This window comes from Pseudonocardia sp. MH-G8 (assembly GCF_002262885.1).
Classification (GTDB): Bacteria; Actinomycetota; Actinomycetes; order Mycobacteriales; family Pseudonocardiaceae; genus Pseudonocardia.
Window position 1 is genome coordinate 42275 of sequence record NZ_NKYF01000009.1, and the last position, 19521, is coordinate 61795.

Here is a 19521-nt window from a genome sequence, read left to right on the forward strand (position 1 = left end):
AGGTGTTGGTGGTCCCATCCTCGCGCCCGACCGGCCGAGCGTTACTCCATTGGCCCTAACGGGCCAGATCCGATCGGCCTACGACGACGCCGAGCCGGGCTCGGCGCCCCCATGCCGTCCGGCTACCCCGGCCCGGTTTCCGCCAACCGGGGGCGGGAAGGCCTGGGGAACCGACCGGCCCCGAGGAGGCACCATGCGAGCGGTCACCTGGCACGGCAAGCGCGACGTGCGTGTCGACACCGTGCCCGACCCGACCATCCAGGCTCCGACCGACGTCGTCGTGCGCATCACGTCCACCGGCGTGTGCGGCTCGGACCTGCACCTGTACGAGGTGCTCGGCCCGTTCCTGTCCGAGGGCGACATCCTCGGGCACGAGCCGATGGGCGTCGTGCAGGAGGTGGGCCCGGAGGTCACGGCCGTCGAGCCCGGTGACCGCGTCGTCGTCCCGTTCAACGTCTCCTGCGGCACCTGCTGGATGTGCTCACAGGGGCTGCACTCGCAGTGCGAGACCACGCAGGTGCGGGCGCAGGGCAAGGGCGGGTCGCTCTTCGGCTACACGAAGCTCTACGGGCAGGTGCCCGGCGGGCAGGCGGAGTACCTGCGGGTGCCGTTCGGGAACACGCTGCCGATCAGGGTGCCGGACGGCCCGCCGGACGACCGGTTCGTCTACCTCTCCGACGTGTTGCCGACCTCCTGGCAGGCCGTGCAGTACGCCGCCGTTCCCGACGGCGGTTCGCTCGCCGTACTCGGGCTCGGGCCGATCGGCGACATGTCCACGCGGGTCGCGCAGCACCGCGGCGTCGAGAACGTCATCGGCATCGACCTCGTGCCGGAGCGGCTGGAACGGGCCCGCGCGCACGGTGTGACGGTGCTCGACCTGTCCGAGCACGGGCGCGACCTCGCCGACCACGTCCGGGAGCTCACCGGCGGCCGCGGCCCGGACGCCGTGATCGACGCCGTCGGGATGGAGGCGCACGGCTCGCCCGTCGGCAAGCTCGGGCACCAGCTCGCGGGCCTGCTGCCCGACGCCGTGGCGGCGAAGTTCATGGAGACCGCAGGCACGGACCGGCTCAACGCCCTCTACTCGGCGGTCGAGCTGGTGCGTCGCGGCGGCACGATCTCGCTCAGCGGCGTGTACGGGGGCATGGCCGACCCGCTGCCGATGCTGACGATGTTCGACAAGCAGATCCAGCTGCGCATGGGCCAGGCCAACGTGCACCGCTGGGTGCCCGACATCCTCCCGCTGCTCACCGACGACGACCCGCTGGGCGTCGACTCCTTCGCCACGCACCGGCTCCCGCTCGAGGCGGCGCCCGGGGCCTACGCCACGTTCCAGGCCAAGGAGGACGGGATGGTGAAGACCCTGCTGCAGCCGGCGTAGGGGTCAGCCGATGCGGGCGGCGAGGGTGTCGCGGCCGGGCCCGGTGAGCTCGTCGACGACACCTCGCCGACCGGCCATCGCCATCAGCAGCGCCTCGCCCGGGCCGCGTACCTCGGGGCCGCGGCCCGATGCCCAGTCGAGGTCGGTGGCGACCGGTCGCAGACCGCGGATCCGCCAGAACGCCCGGATCGGGGGCGCGAAGCGCGCGAAGTCCAGGGCCGGGCGGAGCCGTTCGGCGGGGATGGTGCGCGGCAGGCCGAGGGGTCTGCGGATGTCCTGGTGGTGGATCAGACCGTCGAGCAGCGCGACGAGGCCGCCGAAGCCGGCCGTCAGCCCCATCGGCTCGAGGTGTTCGCGCAACCGCGCGAGCAGCTCCGCCGGGTCCTCGTCGCGGCGTTCGAGGACGCCGAGGGTGTTGAGGCGGCTCGGCCGGAACCCGGCCCGGAGAGCTCGCCGGGCGACATCACGGCGGCGCAGCTTCTCGTAACTGATCATGTGTGTGACCACGTCGCGCACCCGCCACTGCGCGCACAGCGTGGGGGCGTCCCACTGCTGCGGGGTCAGCTCGGCGAGCAGCGTCGCGAGGTCGGCGCGCTCGTCGCGGGCCAGCTGCATGCAGCTCATGGCCCGAGTCTCGACCAGAGGATCAGCGGGAGGCAACGCCCTCGTCGCCGCGCGGCCCGCGCCGATCCCGGCGAGGATGGTCGGGTGCCCGCGCCACCCGCCTTCCACGACCTCGTCGACCGGCTGGACCACGCCGTCCTCGTCGTCACCGCCGGGGCCGGCGGCGAGCGCAGCGGCTGCCTCGTCGGCTTCCACACCGAGTGCAGCATGGACCCGCCGCGCTACCTGGTCTGCATCTCGCAGGAGAACCACACGTTCGTCGTGGCCGCGCGCAGCACCCACCTCGCCGTGCACGTCCTCGACCGTGCCGACGCCTTCCTCGCCCGGCTGTTCGGCGGGCGCACCGGCGACGACGTCGACAAGTTCGCCGCCTGCGACTGGCGCGACCACCACGGCGTCCCGGTCCTCGACGGCGCCGCGGGCTGGTTCGTCGGCCGGGTGCACGAGCGCATCGCGCTCGGCGACCACGTCGGCCACCTGCTCGAGCCGGTCGATGCGGAGGTCGCCGGCGCCGTGGAGCCGTTGGCCTACGGGCAGGTGAAGGCGATGCCCCCGGGGCACCCGGCCTAGTCGAGCCCGGCCCGGTCGCGCTCGACCTCGGCCCGGTACGCCGCCACCTCCCGCGCCTGCCGGTCGGCGTCCCATCCGAGCAGCGGGGCGAGCAGTGCGGCGACGGCGGGCGCGGCGGGCAGGCCGGCGTCGGTGCGCTCGATCGCGAGGTGGGTGCGCCGGTGCAGCACGTCGACGAGCGTGAGCGCGCCCTCGTGGGTGACGGCCCGCCGGAACTCCACCGGCAGGTAGCCGTCGGCCCCGGGCAGGGGACGGCCGAGGGCGACGTCGTCGCGGACGGGCGCGAGGACGTCCGCGAGCTCGTCGCCGTAGCGGTGCAGCATCCGGCGCACGTGCCCCTGGCCGACGCCGTGCTCGGCGGCCAGGCGTGCCACCCGGTTCCCGGTCGCCCGCCAGCCGGCGGCGCCGACGAGCGGGAGCTCCGCGGTCGGGGTCGGGGGCAGGTCGGCGCGCAACACGCGGCCGGCGGCGTCGACGGCGTCGCGGGCCATCCGCCGGTAGGTCGTGTACTTGCCGCCGACGACGGTGACCATGCCGGCCGGCTCCTCGATGACGGCGTGGTCGCGGGAGAGCGCCGACGTCGTCTGCGCGTCGCGGGTCACCGGGGCGAGCAGCGGGCGCAGCCCGGCGAACGTGCCCAGCACGTCGGCGCGCGAGAGCGGCCGGGCGAGGTAGCGGTTGACGTTGCGCAGCAGGTAGTCGACGTCCTCGCGGGCCACGGTGGGGGCGCGCCGGTCGCCGGTCCACGCGGTGTCGGTGGTGCCGAGCAGCCAGTGCCCGAACCACTTGCGCAAGATGATCACCGAGTCCTCGGCGCGGGCGAGGATGCCGGTGCGGGAGTCGAACGCGGCCCGCTCCACCAGCAGGTGCACGCCCTTGGCCGGGCGCACGGCGAAGGTCGCAGAGCCGGCCATCGCCTGGACGTCGGCGGCCCACACCCCGGCCGCGTTGACCACGACGGATGCGGTGACGTCGAAGCGGTCGCCCGTCATCGCGTCCTGCGCCGTGACGCCGCTGAGCCGCGGCCCGTCGCGGAGCACCTCCACGACCGGTGTGTGGCTGAGCACGAGCGCACCGTGCGCGGCGGCCGTACGGGCGACGGCGAGGGTGTGGCGGGCGTCGTCCATGCGGCCGTCGTAGTACTGCAGCGCACCGGTGACGACCCGGCCGTCGAGCCCGGGCGCCTCGCGCAGCACGCCGCGCCTGCTCAGGTGCCGGTGGTGCGGCACGCCGCCGCGCCCGCCGGTGCGCCCCGCGGCCGCCATGAGGTCGTAGAGCAGCACGCCCGCACCGATGTAGGGGCGCTCCCAGCGCCGGGTGAGCGGGAACAGGAACGGCTCGGGCGTCACGAGGTGTGGCGCGAGCGTGCGGACCATCAGGTCGCGCTCGTGCAGCGCCTCCGCGACGAGCCCGAAGTTGAGCTGCTCCAGGTAGCGCAGCCCGCCGTGCACGGTCTTGCCCGACCGCGACGAGGTGCCGGAGGCGAGGTCACCCGCCTCGAGCAGCACCACCGACAGCCCGCGCGCGGCCGCGTCGAGGGCGACACCGGCCCCGGTGACGCCCCCGCCGACCACCGCGATGTCGAACCGGCCGGCCCGGGCCGCGTCGAGCGCCCGCGCCCGGCCCGCGGGGGAGAGGTCCGCGACGGTCACGCCGGCACCGCCGCCGACGCCTGCCGGGTGGCCCAGAACGGCTGCGCGGCGCGCACGTGCTCGAGGTAGCGCGCGTAGCCCTCGGCGTAGCGCTCGCGCACCGAGGGATCCGGCTCGACGACGTCCTCGGCGGCGGTCCAGGTCGCGACGTCCAGCGCCTCGCCCCGCGCGGCGGCCGCCGCGAGCACGGCCCCGCGCGCCCCGACCTCGGGCGTGCGGGCCAGTTCGAGGGGCACGCCGAGCACGTCGGCGAACACCTGCAGCCATGGCCGCGACCGGGTGCCCCCGCCCGCGGCGACGAGCCGCTCCAGGCCACCTGCCGCATCGAAGCAGTGCCTCGCGGCGAAGGCGAGGCCCTCGCAGACCGCGCGCAGCAGGTCGTCGCGGCTGGTGGTCAGCCGCACCCCGGTGACCTGCCCGCACGCCTGCGGGTCGACGAACGGGGCCCGCTCGCCGGACGTCGCGAAGTAGGGCAGCACCTCGACCCCGCCCGCACCGGGCGGGCTGGCCGCGAGGGCGGCGTCGATCGCGCTGACCGGGAGGCCGAGCGTGCGCAGCATCCAGTCCACCGAGGCGGTGCCGACCATGGCCGGCATCGCCTGCAGCCACCGGCCCGCCTCGCCGGTGGCGACGGAGAAGCCTGCCGGGTCGCCGGCGGTGGCGAGCCGGTCGACGTGCACCATGCAGCCCAGCGTGGTGCCGACGATCAGCAGCGCGTCGCCCACCTCGCGGACGCCGCCCCCGCGGGCGCAGGCCGGGAAGTCGAAGGGGCCGGAGCTGACCGGCGTGCCCACCGGGAGCCCGAGCACCGCGGAGCCCGCCGGGGACAGCGGCGCCTGCGGCACCGGCACGGTGATCGGCGCGAGCAGGTCGCGGCGGTGGGCCAACCCCATGGCGTCGAGCACGGTGTCGCTGTACCCGGTGCCCGAGCCGTCGCCGAAGGGCATCGAGCTGTCGCTCGGGTCGGTGGCGCGCTCGCCGGTGAGGCGCGTGAACACGGCGTCCTTGCAGCTGCCGGCCGTGACCGCTCGGTCGAGCGCGTCCGGCTCGTGGGCGTCGAGCCACGCGAGCAGGGGGCCGGGAGCGCCGGGGAAGAGGGTGGAGCCGTTGGCGCGGAACACCCGCTCGGTGACGCCGTCGGCGGTCCAGCGCCCGAGCAGCGCGCCGGCCCGCCCGTCCAGCCAGGACAGCGCCGGCCGCACCGGGGCGCCGCCGGCGTCGGTGAGCCAGCAGCCGTCGCCCTGCCCGGTGAGCGCCACGACGTGCGGCACCTGCCCCGCGCACACCTCGCGCGTGACCTCGCCGACCGCCGCCACGACCGCGTCGAGGTCCTGCTCGACGGCGCCTCCCGCGCCGTGCCGCAGCTCGAGCGGGCGGCCCGCGACCGCGAGCGCCTGCCCGTCGTCGTCGAACAGGGCGGCCTTCACGACGGACGTCCCGGCGTCGATGCCGAGCCAGGTGCGCGTCATGACCGGGCCGGTACCGTCTGCCCGTAGCTGTTCAGCTTCTCCGCGACGCGGTCGATCTCGTCGGCGGGGAGGATGTTCGGCTCCCCGAGCAGCCGGGCCTGGTAGTACATCCGGCACACCCACTCGAGGTAGATGCTGCGGGTGTAGGCCTTCGCGAGGGTCTCGCCGTAGGTCGTGGCGCCGTGGTTCGCCAGGATCGCCCCGAAGCGGCCCTCCATCGCCGTGATGCTGTTGTCGGCCAGCTCGGGGCTGCCGAACGTGGCGTAGGGCGCCACCCGGACCGGGCCGCCGAGCAGCGCCAGCATGTAGTGCACCGCCGGGAGCTCGTCGACCACGGCCGAGAGCGTGCTCGCGTAGAGCGGGTGGGTGTGCACCACCGCGCGCGCGTCGGTGCTGCGGTAGACCGACGTGTGCATCGGCACCTCGGAGGACGGGTCGAGCCCGTCCTCGACGCGGTTGCCGTCGAGGTCGATCACGCAGATCGACTCCGGGGTGAGGTCCTCGTAGGCCGCGCCGCTGGGGGTGATCGCGATGTGGTCCCCCGAGCGGACCGAGAGGTTGCCCGAGGTGCCGACGGTGAGCTCGTCGGCCTGCATCCGGCGGCAGTACTCCACCAGCTGGACGCGTTCGTCGTGCAGGAGCATGGGCGGTCCTTCCGATCTGCGGCTTCGGGTCAGTCGGTGCGGCCCGCGACCTCCACGAGCACGTCGTTCTCCCGCAGTGCGGCGAGGTCGCGGGCGGGGACGCCCGGGTCGACGACGACCGAGGCGAACCGGTGCAGGGGCAGCAGCCGGTGCAGGGCGCTGCGCGTGAGCTTGGTGTGGTCGATGAGCAGGTGGCTGCGCGCGGCGACGTCCACCATCGCCCGCTTCACGGCGACGATCTTGTCTTCCTGGTGGAACGCGTAGCCCTCGCCGACGGCGGACGTGCTGACGAACGCGGCGTCGAACCGCATGGCGAGCACGGCGTCCACGCAGGCGGAGCCGAGGAACGAGTCGTGCTGCACGTCGTACCCCCCGCCGAGGGCCACCACGTGCACGTCGCGCAGCTTGGCCAGCTCGACCAGCGCGGCGAGGTAGTTGGTGGCCACCGTGAGCGGCGCCAGCGCGGCGAGGTGCGGGAGCATCTGCATCGCGGTGGTGGAGTCGTCCAGCAGCACCGACATCCCGGGCTCGACGTGGCGGCAGGCGTGCTGCGCGATGAGCCGCTTGGCCTCGATGTTGGCCTTGGCCCGGTACCCGACGTTGGATTCGAACGTGCCGCTGGGCTGTGCCGTCGCGATCCCGCGGGACTTGCGCAGCACGCCCTGGCGCTGCAGCTCGTCGAGGTCGCGGTGGATGGTCATCACCGAGACGGCGAACTCCTCCGCGAGCTCCTGTGCCGACGCCGAGCCGGAGCCGAGCACGCGGTCGGCGATCCGGGACCGGCGGCCCTCGGGCCCGAGCGTCGGGGTCGCGTCCGCCTCCCGCTCCGTCACGGCTCGCCTCCTCCGTCGGTCTGCTGCGAGTGGCATCACAGCGTGCCGGCCGGGATTCGTCAAGCTCGGATGTGAACAACTCTGCTTTCGATGTGAAGTTCCGGGGCACCTGCGGCGGGAGCCCGGGCAACTTCACGGATCTCGGTGTGACAACAACGTGTTGACCTGAGATGTCGGTCGCCATACTGTGTCGCCGCGCACAGCAGCGTCGATGCTGCGCGCAGCGGCCGAGGAGGGAGCACCGGTGCCCGGATCTGCGGACGACCCGCTGTGGCTGGGGGTCGACCTCGGCACGCAGGGCGTGCGTGCCGTGCTCGTGGACGGCTCGGGCGACGTGGTCGGCACCGGCTCGGCTCCCCTGCAGCGCGACGTGCGCGAGGGCGAGCGGCACGAGCAGGACCCGGCGGAGTGGTGGAGCGCCACCTGCGCCGCCACCCGCGCAGCGCTCGCCGGCCGTGGTGGGCGCCCCGTCGGCGGCGTGAGCATCGACGCGACGTCCGGCACGCTCGTCGTGCAGGACGCGCAGGGCCGCGCCGCCGGGCCCGCCCTCATGTACGACGACCGGCGCGCCGCGGCGGAGGCGGCGCTCGCGCAGGACGCGGGCGCCGCGCTCTGGGACGCGCTGGGGTACCGGATGCAGGCGAGCTGGGCGCTGCCGAAGGTCGTGTGGCTGTCCGCCCGGGATGCCGTGCCGGCCGGGCACCGCCTCGCCCACCAGGCCGACCACGTCGGTGCACGGCTCGCCGGCCATCCCGTGCCCACCGACTGGAGCCACGCGCTCAAGACCGGGTACGACCTGCTGGGCGACGTGTGGCCCGACGCCGTGCTGGAGCGGCTCGGGGTGGATCCCGCGGTGCTGCCCCCGGTGGTGGCCCCCGGTACGCGCGTGGCGGTGGTGTCGCCGTCCGCCGCGCAGGAGTCGGGCATCCCCGCGGGCACGCCGATCGTCGCCGGGATGACCGACGGATGTGCCGCGCAGGTGGCCACGGCCGCGCTGGCGCCGGGGCAGTGGTGCTCGGCGCTGGGCACGACGCTAGTGCTCAAGGGCTCCACGCCCGAACTGCTGCACGACCCGACCGGCGCCGTGTACTGCCACCGCAACCCCGACGGCGGGTGGCTGCCCGGCGGGGCATCGAGCACGGGGGCAGGCGTCCTCGCCACCGACCTGCCCGGCGCGGACCTGGCCGCCTTGACGTCGCGCGCGCGGGAGCGCGGGGTTCCCGCGGGCGCGACCTACCCCCTCGCCGGACGCGGGGAGCGGTTCCCGTTCGTCGCCGACGACGCCGAGGGCTTCGACCTCGGTGGCCCCGCGGACGGTGACGCGGCGGACCGGCTGCAGCGGGTCGCCCACGGCGTCGCCTACGTCGAGCGGCTGGCGTTCGACGTGCTCGCGGGCCTGGACGCCGACGTCTCGGGTCCGGTGGTCGCCACCGGCGGGGCCACCCGCAACGACTGGTGGACCCAGCTGCGGGCCGACGTGCTGCAACGGCCGGTCGAGGTGCCCGAGGAGTCCGGTTCGGCCCTCGGGTCGGCCGTGCTCGCCGCGGCCCCGCCCGGGCGGCTCGCGGAGACGGCGCGGGCGATGGTGCGCATCCGCCGCCGGTTCGACCCGGACCCGACCCGAGCGGACGAGCTGACAGAGGGCTACGGGCGCCTGGTCAGCGCTCTGGGCGAGCGAGGATGGCTCGAAAAGGCTCCCGACAAGTTCAGGAAAGCCACTTTCATGAACGTGCAGGGCAGGAATGTGGCTTTCCTGAACTCCTCGGGCGAGGGCGGGGCGCCTCGTGAGTGACACCTTGCTGACGCTCGTCCGCCACGGGCGCACGATCTGGCACGCCGAGAACCGCTACGCGGGCGTCAGCGACGTCCCGCTCGACGACACCGGCCACGCCCAGGCCGCCGCTCTCGCGGAGTGGGCGTGCCACCAGGGCTTCGACGTGCTCGTCTGCTCCCCGGTGTCGCGAGCCCGCACCACCGCCAAACCGGTGGCCGCGGCGTTGGGATTGGAACCGGAGGTCGTGCCCGGCCTGCGCGAGACCGGCTTCGGCATCGCCGAGGGGCGCACCCTCGCCGAGCTGCGGGAAAGTCACCCCGAGATCGCGGCGGCGTTCGTCGCGGATCCGGCGGCCCACCCGTGGCCCGGCGCCGAGCAGCCGGCCGCTGCTGCCGCGCGGGCCGTGGACGCACTGCGTGCCGTCGCCGAGCGCCACCGCGGCCGGTCCGTGCTGGTGATCGCGCACAACAACCTGCTGCGCCTGGCGCTCTGCGCGTGGCTGGGCATCCCGCTCGGCCGTTACCGCGACGTGCTGCCCCGCCTGGAGAACGCCGCCGCCACCCGGCTGCGGGTGCCCGCGGACCCCGGCCGGCCGCCCGCGCTGCTGGCCCTCAACGTCCCCACCTCACCGGCCGTCACCGCCGACGCGCCGGATCCGACCGCAGGGAGGACCGCATGACCCGCCGCGAGCTCTGGAACCCCACCCGACGTGACGTGTTGCGCATGCTCGGCGCCGGTGGCGCCGCCGTCGGTGCCACGTCCCTCCTGTCCGCGTGCGGGATCGGCACGGGCGGAGGCCCCGTTGCCGAGAACGGCGCCGCCGAGGTCACCGGCGGGTTCGACTGGCGCAAGGCCGAGGGCACCGAGATCTCGGTGCTGCAGACCCCGCACCCCTACCAGGTGGCGTTCCAGCCGCTGCTGGCCGAGTTCACCGAGCTCACCGGCATCACCGTGCGCGCCGACCTGGTGGCCGAGGCCGACTACTTCACCCGCCTCAACACGGAGCTCGCCAGCGGCGCCGGCAACTACGACGCGTTCATGACCGGCGCCTACTTCATCTGGACCTACGGGCCGCCCGGGTGGATGGAGGACCTGAAGCCGTGGCTGGCCAACACCTCGGCCACGAACCCGGAGTACGACTTCGAGGACATCTACGAGGGACTGCGCCGCTCCACGTCGTGGGACTTCCAGGTGGGCAGCCCGCTGGGCACCGGCGGGCAGTGGGCCATCCCGTGGGGCTTCGAGACCAACGTCATCTGCTACAACAAGACCGAGTTCGACCGGCGCGGCATCCGGCCCGCGGAGACCTTCGACGAGCTCATCCAGCTCTCGACCGATCTCACCGACCGGGCGAACAACACCTACGGCATCGCGTTCCGCGGCTCGCGTTCCTGGGCCACCATCCACCCGGGCTTCATGACGCAGTTCACCCGCGAGGGCTGCAAGGACTACGAACTGCAGGGCGACCAGCTCACGGCCACGATGAACTCCCCGCAGGCCGTCGACTTCACGCGCAAATGGGTCGAGCTCGCCCGCGCGGCCGGCCCGACGTCCTGGACCACCTACGACTACCCGGACTGCACGGCCGACCTCGGCGCCGGCACGGCGATGATGGTCTACGACGCCGACTCCGCGACCTACCCGCAGAACATCTCGGGCAACAGCGCGCAGGCCGGGAACCTGGCCTGGCACCCCGGGCCCGCCGGCGCGGACGGCAACTACGACACGAACCTGTGGACGTGGTCGCTGGCGATGAACTCCGCGTCGCAGAAGAAGCTCGCGGCGTGGCTGTTCATCCAGTGGGCCACCGGCAAGGAGGCGCAGGCCAAGGCCGTCCAGACCGGCCAGCTCGGCTTCGCCGACCCCACCCGCGAGTCCGTGTTCGAAGGCACCTTCAAGGGCACGCTCGGCGAGTTCCCCGGCTACCAGGAGACGTTCGAGCGCGTCATCGACTCCACCGACATCAAGTTCACCCCGCAGACCCAGTTCTTCGAGACCACCGAGGAGTGGGCGGTGGCCCTGCAGGACATCTACGCGGGCCAGGACGCGCAAACGAGGCTGGACGCCCTGGCGGAGGCGAACACCGCGGCGGTGAACCGTGCGAGCTGACCGGCGAGGGCGACCGTGACCACCACCGCCGCACCCCCGACGAAGGGAACGGACGCCGGTCGCGCGCCGCGCGCGGTCCCGGCGTGGCGACGGGGGCTGCGGCCCTACCTGCTGTCGATCCCCGCCGTACTGATCATCGTCGGGATCCTCTACCCGTTCGTGCTCGGCGCCTACTACGCGTTCCTCAACTACGCCGCCGTGGTGCCGCGCCCGTCGTTCGTCGGGTTCGAGAACTTCACCGAGATCCTCTCCGATCCGACGTTCTGGACGAGCGTGCGCGTCACGCTGCTCTACGCCGTGGCTGCCACCGTGGTCGAGACGGTGCTGGGCATCGCGATCGCGCTGCTGCTCAACCGCTCCAGCCTGATCGGGCGGATCTTCGAGCGGGTGCTGATCCTGCCGCTGATGATCGCGCCGGTGATCGCGGGCGTGATCTGGGGGCTGATGTTCAACCCCCAGTTCGGGGTGTTGAACCACGTCCTGGGCCTCGGCTCGACGTTCGACTGGCTCGGGGAGAGCACCGCGATCTGGTCCGTCGTCCTCGTCGACATCTGGATCTTCACGCCGTTCGTGGCGATCCTGGTGCTGGCCGGGATCCGGTCGCTGCCCAAGGAGCCGTTCGAGGCCTCCGCGGTGGACGGGGCCGGCTGGTTCTACATGTTCCGCCGGCTGATGCTGCCGATGATGTGGCCCTACATCCTCGTCGCGGTGATCTTCCGGTTCATGGACTCGTTGAAGATCTTCGACCACGTGTACGTGCTCACCGCGGGTGGTCCGGGCGACGCCACGCGCACGCTGCAGATCGGCGCGTACCAGAACTCGATCGTCAACCTGAACTACAGCCAGGGCAGCACGTACATGTTCCTGCTCTGGGTGATCGTCTTCCTGACCGCCCGCTACCTGGTGAGCGTGCTGGGCAAGGCCCAGCGCCGCGCCGCCGGATCGGAGGAGTAGTGGCTTCGAGGGAGCTGGGGCCGGGGGAGCGGCGGTTCTCGCCGGCCTCGGTCGGTGCCGACGCCGCGCTGCTGGTGTGGTTCGTCTTCTCGCTGTTCCCGCTGGTCTGGATGGTGCTGCTGGCGCTGAAGACCGACGCCGAGCAGATCAGCACGTACTTCGCGTTCACCCCGACGCTGGAGAACTTCGCCACCGTGCTGTCGGACGAAGGCACGCGGCTGACGAGCGTCGACTTCACGCAGGCCATCCTCACCAGCGTGCTCCAGTGCGTCGGCGCGGTGGTGGTGTCGCTGGTGATCGGTCTCCCGGCCGCGTACGCCGCCGGGCGCTGGCAGTACCGCGGCAGCAACGACGTGATGTTCACGATCCTGTCGTTCCGGTTCGCGCCGGAGCTGATGGTGATCGTCCCGCTGTTCGTGATCTACAACCAGCTCGGGCTGTTCGACACGAACGTCGGCATGATCTGGGTGCTGCAGCTGGTGACGATGCCGCTGATCGTCTGGATCCTGCGCTCCTACTTCCAGGACATGCCCGCCGAGCTGGAGCAGGCTGCGCTGCTCGACGGCTACACCCGCCGCCGCGCGTTCGTCATGGTGGCGCTGCCGCTGGTGCGCCCCGGGATCGCGGCCGCGGCGCTGCTGGCGTTCATCTTCGCCTGGAACAACTACGTGTTCCCGCTGATCCTCACCGGTAGCCAGCACACGCCGGTGACGGTGGCCGTCACCCGGTTCCTCGGCGGCGGGGGGCAGGCCTACTACAACCTCACGGCCGCGGCCGCGCTGATCGCCGCGCTGCCGCCGCTGCTGGTGGCGCTGTCGATCCAGCGCTACCTGGTGCGCGGGCTCTCCTTCGGGGCGGTGAAGGCGTAGTGGGCTCCCTCTCGATCCAGGGGCTGACCGCCCGCTACGGCAGGACCGTCGCGCTGCACGGCATCGATCTGGAGCTCGCCGACGCGGAGTTCTTCGTCGTCCTCGGGCCGTCGGGGGCCGGCAAGACGACCACGCTGAAGAGCGTGGCCGGGCTCGTCGACGGTGCGCGGGGTGAGATCCGCATCGCCGGGCGCGACATGACCGGCGTCGAGCCCTACGAACGCGGCGTCGCGATGGCGTTCGAGAGCTACGCGCTCTACCCGCAGAAGACGGTGGAGCAGAACCTCGCCTCGCCGCTGCGCTCGGGCCGCAACGGCACCTGGACCCCCGCCGAGGCGGCCGAGCGGATCAAGGCGGTCACCACCACCCTCGGCATCGACCACCTGCTGGCCCGCTTCCCCCGCGAGCTGTCCAACGGCCAGCGCCAGCGCACCGCGCTCGGCCGGGTGCTGGTGCGGCCCGCCGAGGTCTACCTGCTCGACGAGCCGCTCTCGCACCTGGACGCCAAGCTGCGCGCGGCCATGCGGGCCGAGCTGAAGCAGCTCGGCGAGCTGTCGGGCACCACGACGCTCTACGTCACGCACGACTACCAGGAGGCGCTCGCCCTCGGCGACCGCATCGGGGTGCTGCGGGAGGGCCGGCTGGTGCAGGTCGGCACGCCTGCGCAGGTCTGGGCGGAGCCGGTGGACACCTTCGTCGCCCGCGCGCTGGGCCAGCCGGAGATGAACCTGCTGGACGCCGAGGTGGACGGCGGCGTGGCGCGCGTCGGGAAGGGCTTCACCGTCGGGACGCCCGCGGCCGGGGGCGGCCGGGTCAGGGTCGGGATCCGGCCGCGGGACCTCGAGGTCGTGGAGGGCCCGCCTCCCGCCGACCGGCTGGTGCTGCGCGGCCGGGTCGTGCTCTCCGAGCGGCTCGGCCGGTCGGTCGAGCTGTCCGTGGACGTGGCCGGGGTGCCGGTCATCGCGGTCACCGCCGACCACCGCGTCCACGAGGGCGACGAGATCACCCTCGCCGTCGACTGGGGGAGGGTCCACGTCTTCGGCGCCGACGACCCCGGCGCGCGGCTCGGCGCGGCCCACCGGCCGGAGGGCGCGCTCACAGGAGGGGCCCGATGACCACCGCCACCACTGCGCAGAGCCTGCGGCTGGAGTCGCTGCACAAGACCTACACCGCCCGGGGACGGGAACCGTTCGAGGCCGTCAAGGGCATCGACCTGGACATCGAACCGGGCGAGCTGGTGGCCCTGCTCGGGCCGTCCGGGTGCGGGAAGACCACGACCCTGCGGATGATCGCCGGGCTGGAGACCGTCACCGCCGGGAAGATCCTGATCGGCGACCGGTCGGTCGGTGACCTGCCGCCGGGGAAGCGCAACGTCGGCGTCGGGTTCGAGAGCTACGCGCTCTACCCGCCGCTGACCGTGCGGGAGAACCTCGCGTACGGGCTCAAGGCGCGCCGCGCGAAGGACGCGACGGCCCGGGTGGACGCGATCGCCGAGCGGCTGGAGATGACCGACCTGCTCGACCTGCGCCCGGCGAACCTGTCGAGCGGGCAGAAGCAGCGCGTCGCGCTGGCCCGCGCGCTGGTGCGCAACCCCCCGGTGCTCCTGCTCGACGAGCCCCTGTCGCACCTCGACGCCGGGCAGCGCCAGCGGGTGCGCCGGGAGCTGAAGGTGCTGCAGCGCGAGTTCGGCTACACCACGATCGTCGTCACCCACGACCAGCTGGAGGCGCTCAGCCTCGCCGACCGGATGGCCGTGATGAACGCCGGGGTGATCACGCAGTTCGGCACGCCGGACGAGGTCTTCGACGCGCCCGCCGACCGGTTCGTCGCCGACTTCGTGGGGGAGCCGTCGATCACCTTGTTGCCCGGCACCGGCACGGGGGACGGTGTCCGCATCGGCGGCGCAGGCGGGTTGCGGACGGCGGCCGCTGTGGCCGACGGCCGCGACGTGCTGGTGGGGTTGCGGCCGCAGGACTGCCACCCGGTCGACGAGGGGCCGGGGTTGGAAGGGACGGTGCTGGTGTTCGAGGACCTGCTCGAGTTCGGGCTGGCCACGGTGGAGCTGCGCGGGGTGGACACACGGCTCGTCGCGCAGGTGGAGCCGGGCCACCCGCTCCGGGCGGGAGAGCGGGTCAGGATCGGCGCGCCACCGGAGCGCGTGCACGTGTTCGACCCGACGAGCGGGGAGCGGCTGCGATGAGCGAGTGGCAGCGAGCGAATCATCGACACAGCGCCCGCGAGGCCGTGCGATGAGTGCGATCGTGTGCGCGGGGGACGAGTTCATCTCGGCCGACCTGCTCGCCCGCGCCCTCGCGGAGGCCGGAGTCGATGCGGAGTTCCGCAGGATCGACTCGCGGTGGCCGACCGAGCCGTTCGCGGCGTTCGACGGGGTGCGCGAGGCGGCGGGCGACCCCGCACGACTCGCCGAGCTGGTGCGGGGTGCGGATGCGCTGGTCACCCACCTCGCCCCGCTGACCGCCGAGGTGCTGGCCGCCGGGCGCGGCAGCCTGCGGGTGGTGGGGGTGACCCGCGGCGGCCCGGTGAACGTGGACGTCGCCGCGGCGACCGCGGCGGGGGCGCTCGTCGTGCACCTGCCCGGGCGCAACCTGGGCGCGGTGGCCGAGTTCTGCATCGGCACGATGATCTGCGCGATGCGCGGGCTGCCGGCCGCGGCGAGCGAGCTCGCAGCCGGGCAGTGGGACGCCGCGGGCTTCCGCTACGAGCGCACCGGGCTGGAGCTGCGGGCCGCCACCGTCGGGCTCGTCGGGCTGGGCGCGGTGGGGCTGCGGGTGGCGGAGCTGCTGCGCGCCTTCGGCTCGACCGTGCTCGCGCACGACCCGTACGCGTCCGCGGAGGCCGCGCAGCGCGTGGGCGTCCGGCTGGTGGCGCTGCCCGAGCTGCTGAGCGGGTCCGACGTCGTCAGCGTGCACGCCCGGCTCACGCCGGAGACGAAGCAGATGATCGACGCGGGCGCCCTCGACGCGATGCGCCCCGGCGCGGTGCTCGTGAACACCGCCCGCGGGGAGCTGGTGGACACCCGCGCGGTCGACGCCGCGCTGGAGTCGGGGAAGCTGCGGGCGGCGGTGCTGGACGTGTTCGACCCCGAGCCCCCCGCCCCGGACGACCCCCTGCTGCGCCGCCCGAACGTCTTCGCCACCCCGCACCTGGCGGGCGCGTCCCGGCAGGTGGCGGAGGAGTCGGCGGCCCGGATCGCGGCGGAGGTGGCGACGGTGCTGTCCGGCGGCACGCCGGGGAACTGCGCGAACCCCGAGGTGACCGGGACCCGCACCGTGGAGCCTTGGTCCAGCTCCTGACAGCGTGGGGAGGCGGCGAGCGGCACGACCACCGCGCAGACCGGCAGCACACTCGCCGGTCACGTCCACCCCCCTGCTGTCGCGGGCGGGACGTCGCGGCGACATCGCGCCCGGCCCCTGGTGTCGGCCGTCCGGCCGACGGCGATGGCAGCGGGTCCGCGCAGCGCGACACCCGCACCCGCAGACCCCGACTCGCGGAGGCCGGGCGCCGGCCCCGTCCGCGAGTCGCGCACACAGGACCCGCGAGTCGCGCACGCAGACCCGCGAGTCGCGCACGCAGACCCGCGAGTCGCGTGCACAGACCCGCGAGTCGCGCTCTGGATGCGGGAGTGTCGCGGGCGGCGACGCCTTCGTCGCTGGTGCCCGCCCGCCCGCGTCGATCAGGCGGTGGTGATCAGTGTGAGTCGTACGCCAGGGCCTCGCGACCGCGCTCACGTACGCCTCGCAAGCGGGCTGGCTGTCATGATCGCCAGGAGTGGTGTGAGGGCGTCAGATCTGTCGCCTTCACACCACTTCTGCTGATCATGGTCGTCGCGTTCCGCTGAACGCGCCCGTCTCATGATCAGATAGACGGGAGAGGGCTTGAGGGAAGATCCAACCCCCCTCACGTCTATGTGGTCATGGAATCGCCTGTGGGCGGGCCGTCCCCGGCTCGCGACCACTGCCTCGCGCCCCGCCCTGGCCTTCGGCGAAGTCGGCCGGGTTCTCCTGACCCTGCCCGTCGGTGGGGTGGCCGGGTTGGCACAACTGCCGAATATCGGGGCCGGGTGGGCGGCCGTCCCCGGCGCGGGCCCAGGCCTGTTCCGGACGAGCCCGTCACCGCTGGGTGCGTGCGCACCTTGCGGTGGTCCTGATCCACCCCTCACCCGTGATCATCGGTCGGTCGGAGGCGTGCCCACCTCTCATGATCGGCGGGATCGGACATCAGCAGGGGGAGTGCCGAATCGGGCCTGCGGACGCGCGATGGTGATCGCTGCGAGACGTACCTGACGTCGCCGGGACAGCACCCACGTACTGCTCGGATCGATCACGCGGCTCTGATCGCGTCGACACGTGCGTCACTGTTGCAGCACGCGCGCTCAGGTACCGCTCGGATCGATCACCCGGCTCTGATCGCGTCGACACGTGCGTCACTGTTGCAACCCCCGCGCTCAGGTGCTGCTCGGATCGACCCCAAGGCGGAGGCCCGAGCATTGCGGAGCCGTACTTCTCGCACGAACAGCAGTGAGGCTCCGAGCCGGCGGCTAGGACAGGAGGGCGGTGAGCCACTCCTGCTCGCGCTCGGCGATGTACGCGGTGTCCCTGCGCCAGACCTCGCCGTGCCCCAGCGCCCACAGCCGTGCCCACGGCTGCGTGCCCGTCACGTGCCCGTCGGCCAGCAGGCCGTACATGGCGCGGGAGCGGCGGGCGAGCATCGGGGCCAGGCGGCGGCGCTGCGCCTCGTCGAGGTCGTAGGCGTCGGCGACGAGCCGCACGCGGGCAGCCGCATCGCGGCGCTGCCAGGCAGGGTCGGCCGAGAGCGGGACGAAGGCGCGCACCGCGTAGGCGAGGTCCCACAGCCGTGAGCCCGGGCCCGCGACGTCCCAGTCGATGAACGTCCAGGTGTCGCCGTCGGTGACGAGGTTCCAGGGCGCGAGGTCGTGGTGGGCGATGATCGCGTCACCGCCGTCGTCCTCGGGAGGGATCACCACCCGCCACGCCGCGTCGGGTGGCGGGGCGAACCCGGCGACGGCGTCGTGGAACCGGCGGATCGTGCGCGTGACCCGCGCCAACCGGTCTGCGGGGCCGACCTCGTCGAAGTGGTCGGGCCAGACCGTGCGGCCCGGCACGAACTCGAGCACCTCGCGGCCGCGCTCGTCGAGGCCGAGGGGGCGCGGTGCCCCGTCGAACCCGACGTCGTGCAGGTGGGTGAGCAGGGCGTGCACGGCGGGGGTCCAGGGGCCCGCCGGGCGTCGGACGGTGTCACCGACCCGGACGACGCCCTCGCTGACGTTGCCCCCGGCGAGCGGGATCTCCTGCGACACGCTGCCATCCTGCTCCCGACGGCCCCGCGACACCCGCGAGTTCCGCGATCACCGGCGCTGCGTCAGAGTTCCGCCAGCGGGACAGCCGGGTCGGCAAGCCGGGCGGGGTCCACGTCGGCCTGCGATCGGACGAGCCGCCCGATGTCCTCGGCGACGTCCCAGGTGTTGACGTTCATGCCCGCGAGGACGCGCCCGCCGGACAGCCAGAAGGCGATGAACTCGCGGGCCTCGACGTCACCGCGCACGACGACCTCGTCGGTGACGTCGGGATGCGCGTATCCGGTGTACTCCATGCCGAGGTCGTACTGGTCGGTGAAGAAGTAGGGCAGCCGGTCGTAGGTGGCGTCGCGCCCGAGCATGGTGCGGGCGGCCACGGCCGGCTGGTGCAGGGCGGTGGCCCAGTGCTCGATGCGCAGCTGGCGGCACAGCAGCGGGTGGTAGGCGTTGGCGACGTCGCCCGCGGCGAGGATGTCGGCGTCGGAGGTGCTCAGGTGCCGGTCGACGAGGACGCCGTTGTCGACGTTGAGCCCGCACGACTGCGCGAGCTCGACGTTCGGGGTGACGCCGACACCGACGACGACGACGTCGGCGTCCAGCCGGGTGCCGTCGGCGAGCAGCACGGCGGAGGCGCCGGCGGAGGCGCGGATCTCGCTGATGGTGGCACCGCATCGCAGGTCGACGCCGTGGGCGGTGTGCAGGTCGGCGAAGACCGCCGCCATCCGTGGGCCGAGGACCGGCAGCAGCGGGAGCCGGGCGTGCTCGAGCACGGTGACCTCGGCGCCCGCGGTGCGGGCGGCGGCGGCGGTCTCGAGCCCGATCCAGCCGGCCCCGATGACCACGACCCGCGCGCCGGGGCGGAACGCGGACCTGAGGCGGTCGCTGTCGTCGAGGCTGCGCAGGTAGTGCAGGCCGGCGAGGTCCGAGCCCGCGACCGCGAGCCTGCGCGGGGTCGCACCCGTGGTGAGGAGCAGCTTGTCGTAGCGCTCCCGGTGCCCGGTGCGGGTCAGGATCTCGTGGGCGCCACGGTCGATGCCGGTGACCGCGGTGTCGACCCGGAGGTCGACCTCGTGGTCGGCGTACCAGCCCTCGGGATGCACGAACACGGTCTCCCGCTCGGCGCTGCCCTGCAGGTACTCCTTGGACAGCGGTGGCCGCTCGTACGGGCGGTGCGGCTCGGCGCCGAACAGGACGACGCGCCCGTCGAAGCCCTCGGCGCGCAGCGCCTCGGCGGCCTTGGCGCCGGCCAGCCCCGCTCCGACGACGACGAAGGTGGGTGATCCGCTCATGTCCGCTCCTGTCCTCGT

At 73.6% G+C, this 19521-nt stretch carries 17 protein-coding genes; 10 read left to right on the forward strand and 7 right to left on the reverse strand.

Annotated features, from left to right (window positions below):
- Positions 1–193 precede the first annotated feature (193 nt).
- Positions 194–1381 carry a zinc-dependent alcohol dehydrogenase gene (locus tag CFP66_RS21215; protein WP_094926883.1) on the forward strand — a complete coding sequence of 396 codons (1188 nt, stop codon included), beginning with the start codon at positions 194–196 and terminating at the stop codon, positions 1379–1381.
- A gap of 3 nt (positions 1382–1384) precedes the next feature.
- On the opposite strand, the gene CFP66_RS21220 is transcribed toward CFP66_RS21215, so the two are convergent.
- The gene (locus CFP66_RS21220) at positions 1385–2005 is read right to left on the reverse strand and encodes a maleylpyruvate isomerase family mycothiol-dependent enzyme (protein ID WP_094927098.1); all 621 of its coding nucleotides are present in this window, start codon (positions 2003–2005) and stop codon (positions 1385–1387) included.
- An 84-nt stretch (positions 2006–2089) separates the two neighbouring features.
- Between CFP66_RS21220 and CFP66_RS21225 the strand changes: the two genes are divergently transcribed.
- On the forward strand, positions 2090–2575 hold the full coding sequence (locus tag CFP66_RS21225; protein ID WP_094926884.1) for a flavin reductase family protein: 486 nt from the start codon (positions 2090–2092) through the stop codon (positions 2573–2575).
- On the opposite strand, the gene CFP66_RS21230 is transcribed toward CFP66_RS21225, so the two are convergent.
- Genes CFP66_RS21230 through CFP66_RS21245 form a run of 4 tightly spaced genes read right to left on the reverse strand, consistent with a single transcriptional unit; the run spans position 2572 to position 7173 of the window.
- Positions 2572–4227 carry a glycerol-3-phosphate dehydrogenase/oxidase gene (locus CFP66_RS21230; protein WP_094926885.1) on the reverse strand — a complete coding sequence of 552 codons (1656 nt, stop codon included), beginning with the start codon at positions 4225–4227 and terminating at the stop codon, positions 2572–2574. The genes CFP66_RS21225 and CFP66_RS21230 overlap by 4 nt on opposite strands.
- Positions 4224–5696 (reverse strand): FGGY-family carbohydrate kinase, encoded by a 1473-nt coding sequence (locus CFP66_RS21235; protein WP_094926886.1) that lies wholly within the window; start codon positions 5694–5696, stop codon positions 4224–4226. The genes CFP66_RS21230 and CFP66_RS21235 overlap by 4 nt, the downstream gene beginning before the upstream one ends.
- Positions 5693–6340, reverse strand: a complete 648-nt coding sequence (locus CFP66_RS21240; RefSeq protein WP_094926887.1) for a class II aldolase/adducin family protein — start codon at positions 6338–6340, stop codon at positions 5693–5695. Before CFP66_RS21240 ends, CFP66_RS21235 begins: the two co-directional genes overlap by 4 nt.
- 29 nt (positions 6341–6369) lie before the next feature.
- On the reverse strand, positions 6370–7173 hold the full coding sequence (locus tag CFP66_RS21245; protein WP_233159593.1) for a DeoR/GlpR family DNA-binding transcription regulator: 804 nt from the start codon (positions 7171–7173) through the stop codon (positions 6370–6372).
- A 244-nt stretch (positions 7174–7417) separates the two neighbouring features.
- Here CFP66_RS21245 and CFP66_RS21250 point away from each other — a divergent pair, with 244 nt between their 5' ends.
- Genes CFP66_RS21250 through CFP66_RS21285 form a run of 8 tightly spaced genes read left to right on the forward strand, consistent with a single transcriptional unit; the run spans position 7418 to position 16193 of the window.
- Positions 7418–8965, forward strand: coding sequence for an FGGY-family carbohydrate kinase (locus CFP66_RS21250; RefSeq protein ID WP_233159595.1), 1548 nt, complete (start codon positions 7418–7420; stop codon positions 8963–8965).
- Positions 8958–9626 carry a histidine phosphatase family protein gene (locus tag CFP66_RS21255; RefSeq protein WP_094926888.1) on the forward strand — a complete coding sequence of 223 codons (669 nt, stop codon included), beginning with the start codon at positions 8958–8960 and terminating at the stop codon, positions 9624–9626. Before CFP66_RS21250 ends, CFP66_RS21255 begins: the two co-directional genes overlap by 8 nt.
- Positions 9623–11056, forward strand: a complete 1434-nt coding sequence (locus CFP66_RS21260; RefSeq protein WP_094926889.1) for an extracellular solute-binding protein — start codon at positions 9623–9625, stop codon at positions 11054–11056. Before CFP66_RS21255 ends, CFP66_RS21260 begins: the two co-directional genes overlap by 4 nt.
- A gap of 15 nt (positions 11057–11071) precedes the next feature.
- A complete protein-coding gene (locus tag CFP66_RS21265; protein WP_094926890.1) occupies positions 11072–12010 on the forward strand; it encodes a carbohydrate ABC transporter permease in 939 nt (312 codons plus the stop codon).
- The gene (locus CFP66_RS21270) at positions 12010–12879 is read left to right on the forward strand and encodes a carbohydrate ABC transporter permease (RefSeq protein ID WP_094926891.1); all 870 of its coding nucleotides are present in this window, start codon (positions 12010–12012) and stop codon (positions 12877–12879) included. Before CFP66_RS21265 ends, CFP66_RS21270 begins: the two co-directional genes overlap by 1 nt.
- Complete coding sequence (locus tag CFP66_RS21275; RefSeq protein WP_094926892.1) at positions 12879–13994, forward strand: ABC transporter ATP-binding protein; 1116 nt, start codon at positions 12879–12881, stop codon at positions 13992–13994. Before CFP66_RS21270 ends, CFP66_RS21275 begins: the two co-directional genes overlap by 1 nt.
- Positions 13991–15079, forward strand: a complete 1089-nt coding sequence (locus tag CFP66_RS21280; protein WP_094926893.1) for an ABC transporter ATP-binding protein — start codon at positions 13991–13993, stop codon at positions 15077–15079. The genes CFP66_RS21275 and CFP66_RS21280 overlap by 4 nt, the downstream gene beginning before the upstream one ends.
- 49 nt (positions 15080–15128) lie before the next feature.
- Positions 15129–16193: an NAD(P)-dependent oxidoreductase gene (locus CFP66_RS21285; RefSeq protein WP_094926894.1), complete on the forward strand. Its 1065-nt coding sequence runs from the start codon at positions 15129–15131 to the stop codon at positions 16191–16193.
- A 1244-nt stretch (positions 16194–17437) separates the two neighbouring features.
- Here CFP66_RS21285 and CFP66_RS21290 read toward each other — a convergent pair.
- Both CFP66_RS21290 and CFP66_RS21295 read right to left on the reverse strand, forming a co-directional pair.
- The gene (locus CFP66_RS21290) at positions 17438–18217 is read right to left on the reverse strand and encodes a phosphotransferase (protein ID WP_198961580.1); all 780 of its coding nucleotides are present in this window, start codon (positions 18215–18217) and stop codon (positions 17438–17440) included.
- Between the two features lie 62 nt (positions 18218–18279).
- Positions 18280–19503: an NAD(P)/FAD-dependent oxidoreductase gene (locus tag CFP66_RS21295; RefSeq protein ID WP_094926895.1), complete on the reverse strand. Its 1224-nt coding sequence runs from the start codon at positions 19501–19503 to the stop codon at positions 18280–18282.
- Positions 19504–19521 lie beyond the last annotated feature (18 nt).

Coding starts and splice junctions, on each gene's coding strand:
- CFP66_RS21260 (WP_094926889.1), top strand. CDS start 9,623: ATGACCCGCCGCGAGCTCTGGAACCCCACCCGACGTGACGTGTTGCGC.
- CFP66_RS21285 (WP_094926894.1), top strand. CDS start 15,129: ATGAGTGCGATCGTGTGCGCGGGGGACGAGTTCATCTCGGCCGACCTG.
- CFP66_RS21215 (WP_094926883.1), top strand. CDS start 194: ATGCGAGCGGTCACCTGGCACGGCAAGCGCGACGTGCGTGTCGACACC.
- CFP66_RS21280 (WP_094926893.1), top strand. CDS start 13,991: ATGACCACCGCCACCACTGCGCAGAGCCTGCGGCTGGAGTCGCTGCAC.
- CFP66_RS21220 (WP_094927098.1), bottom strand. CDS start 2,005: ATGAGCTGCATGCAGCTGGCCCGCGACGAGCGCGCCGACCTCGCGACG.
- CFP66_RS21295 (WP_094926895.1), bottom strand. CDS start 19,503: ATGAGCGGATCACCCACCTTCGTCGTCGTCGGAGCGGGGCTGGCCGGC.
- CFP66_RS21240 (WP_094926887.1), bottom strand. CDS start 6,340: ATGCTCCTGCACGACGAACGCGTCCAGCTGGTGGAGTACTGCCGCCGG.
- CFP66_RS21235 (WP_094926886.1), bottom strand. CDS start 5,696: ATGACGCGCACCTGGCTCGGCATCGACGCCGGGACGTCCGTCGTGAAG.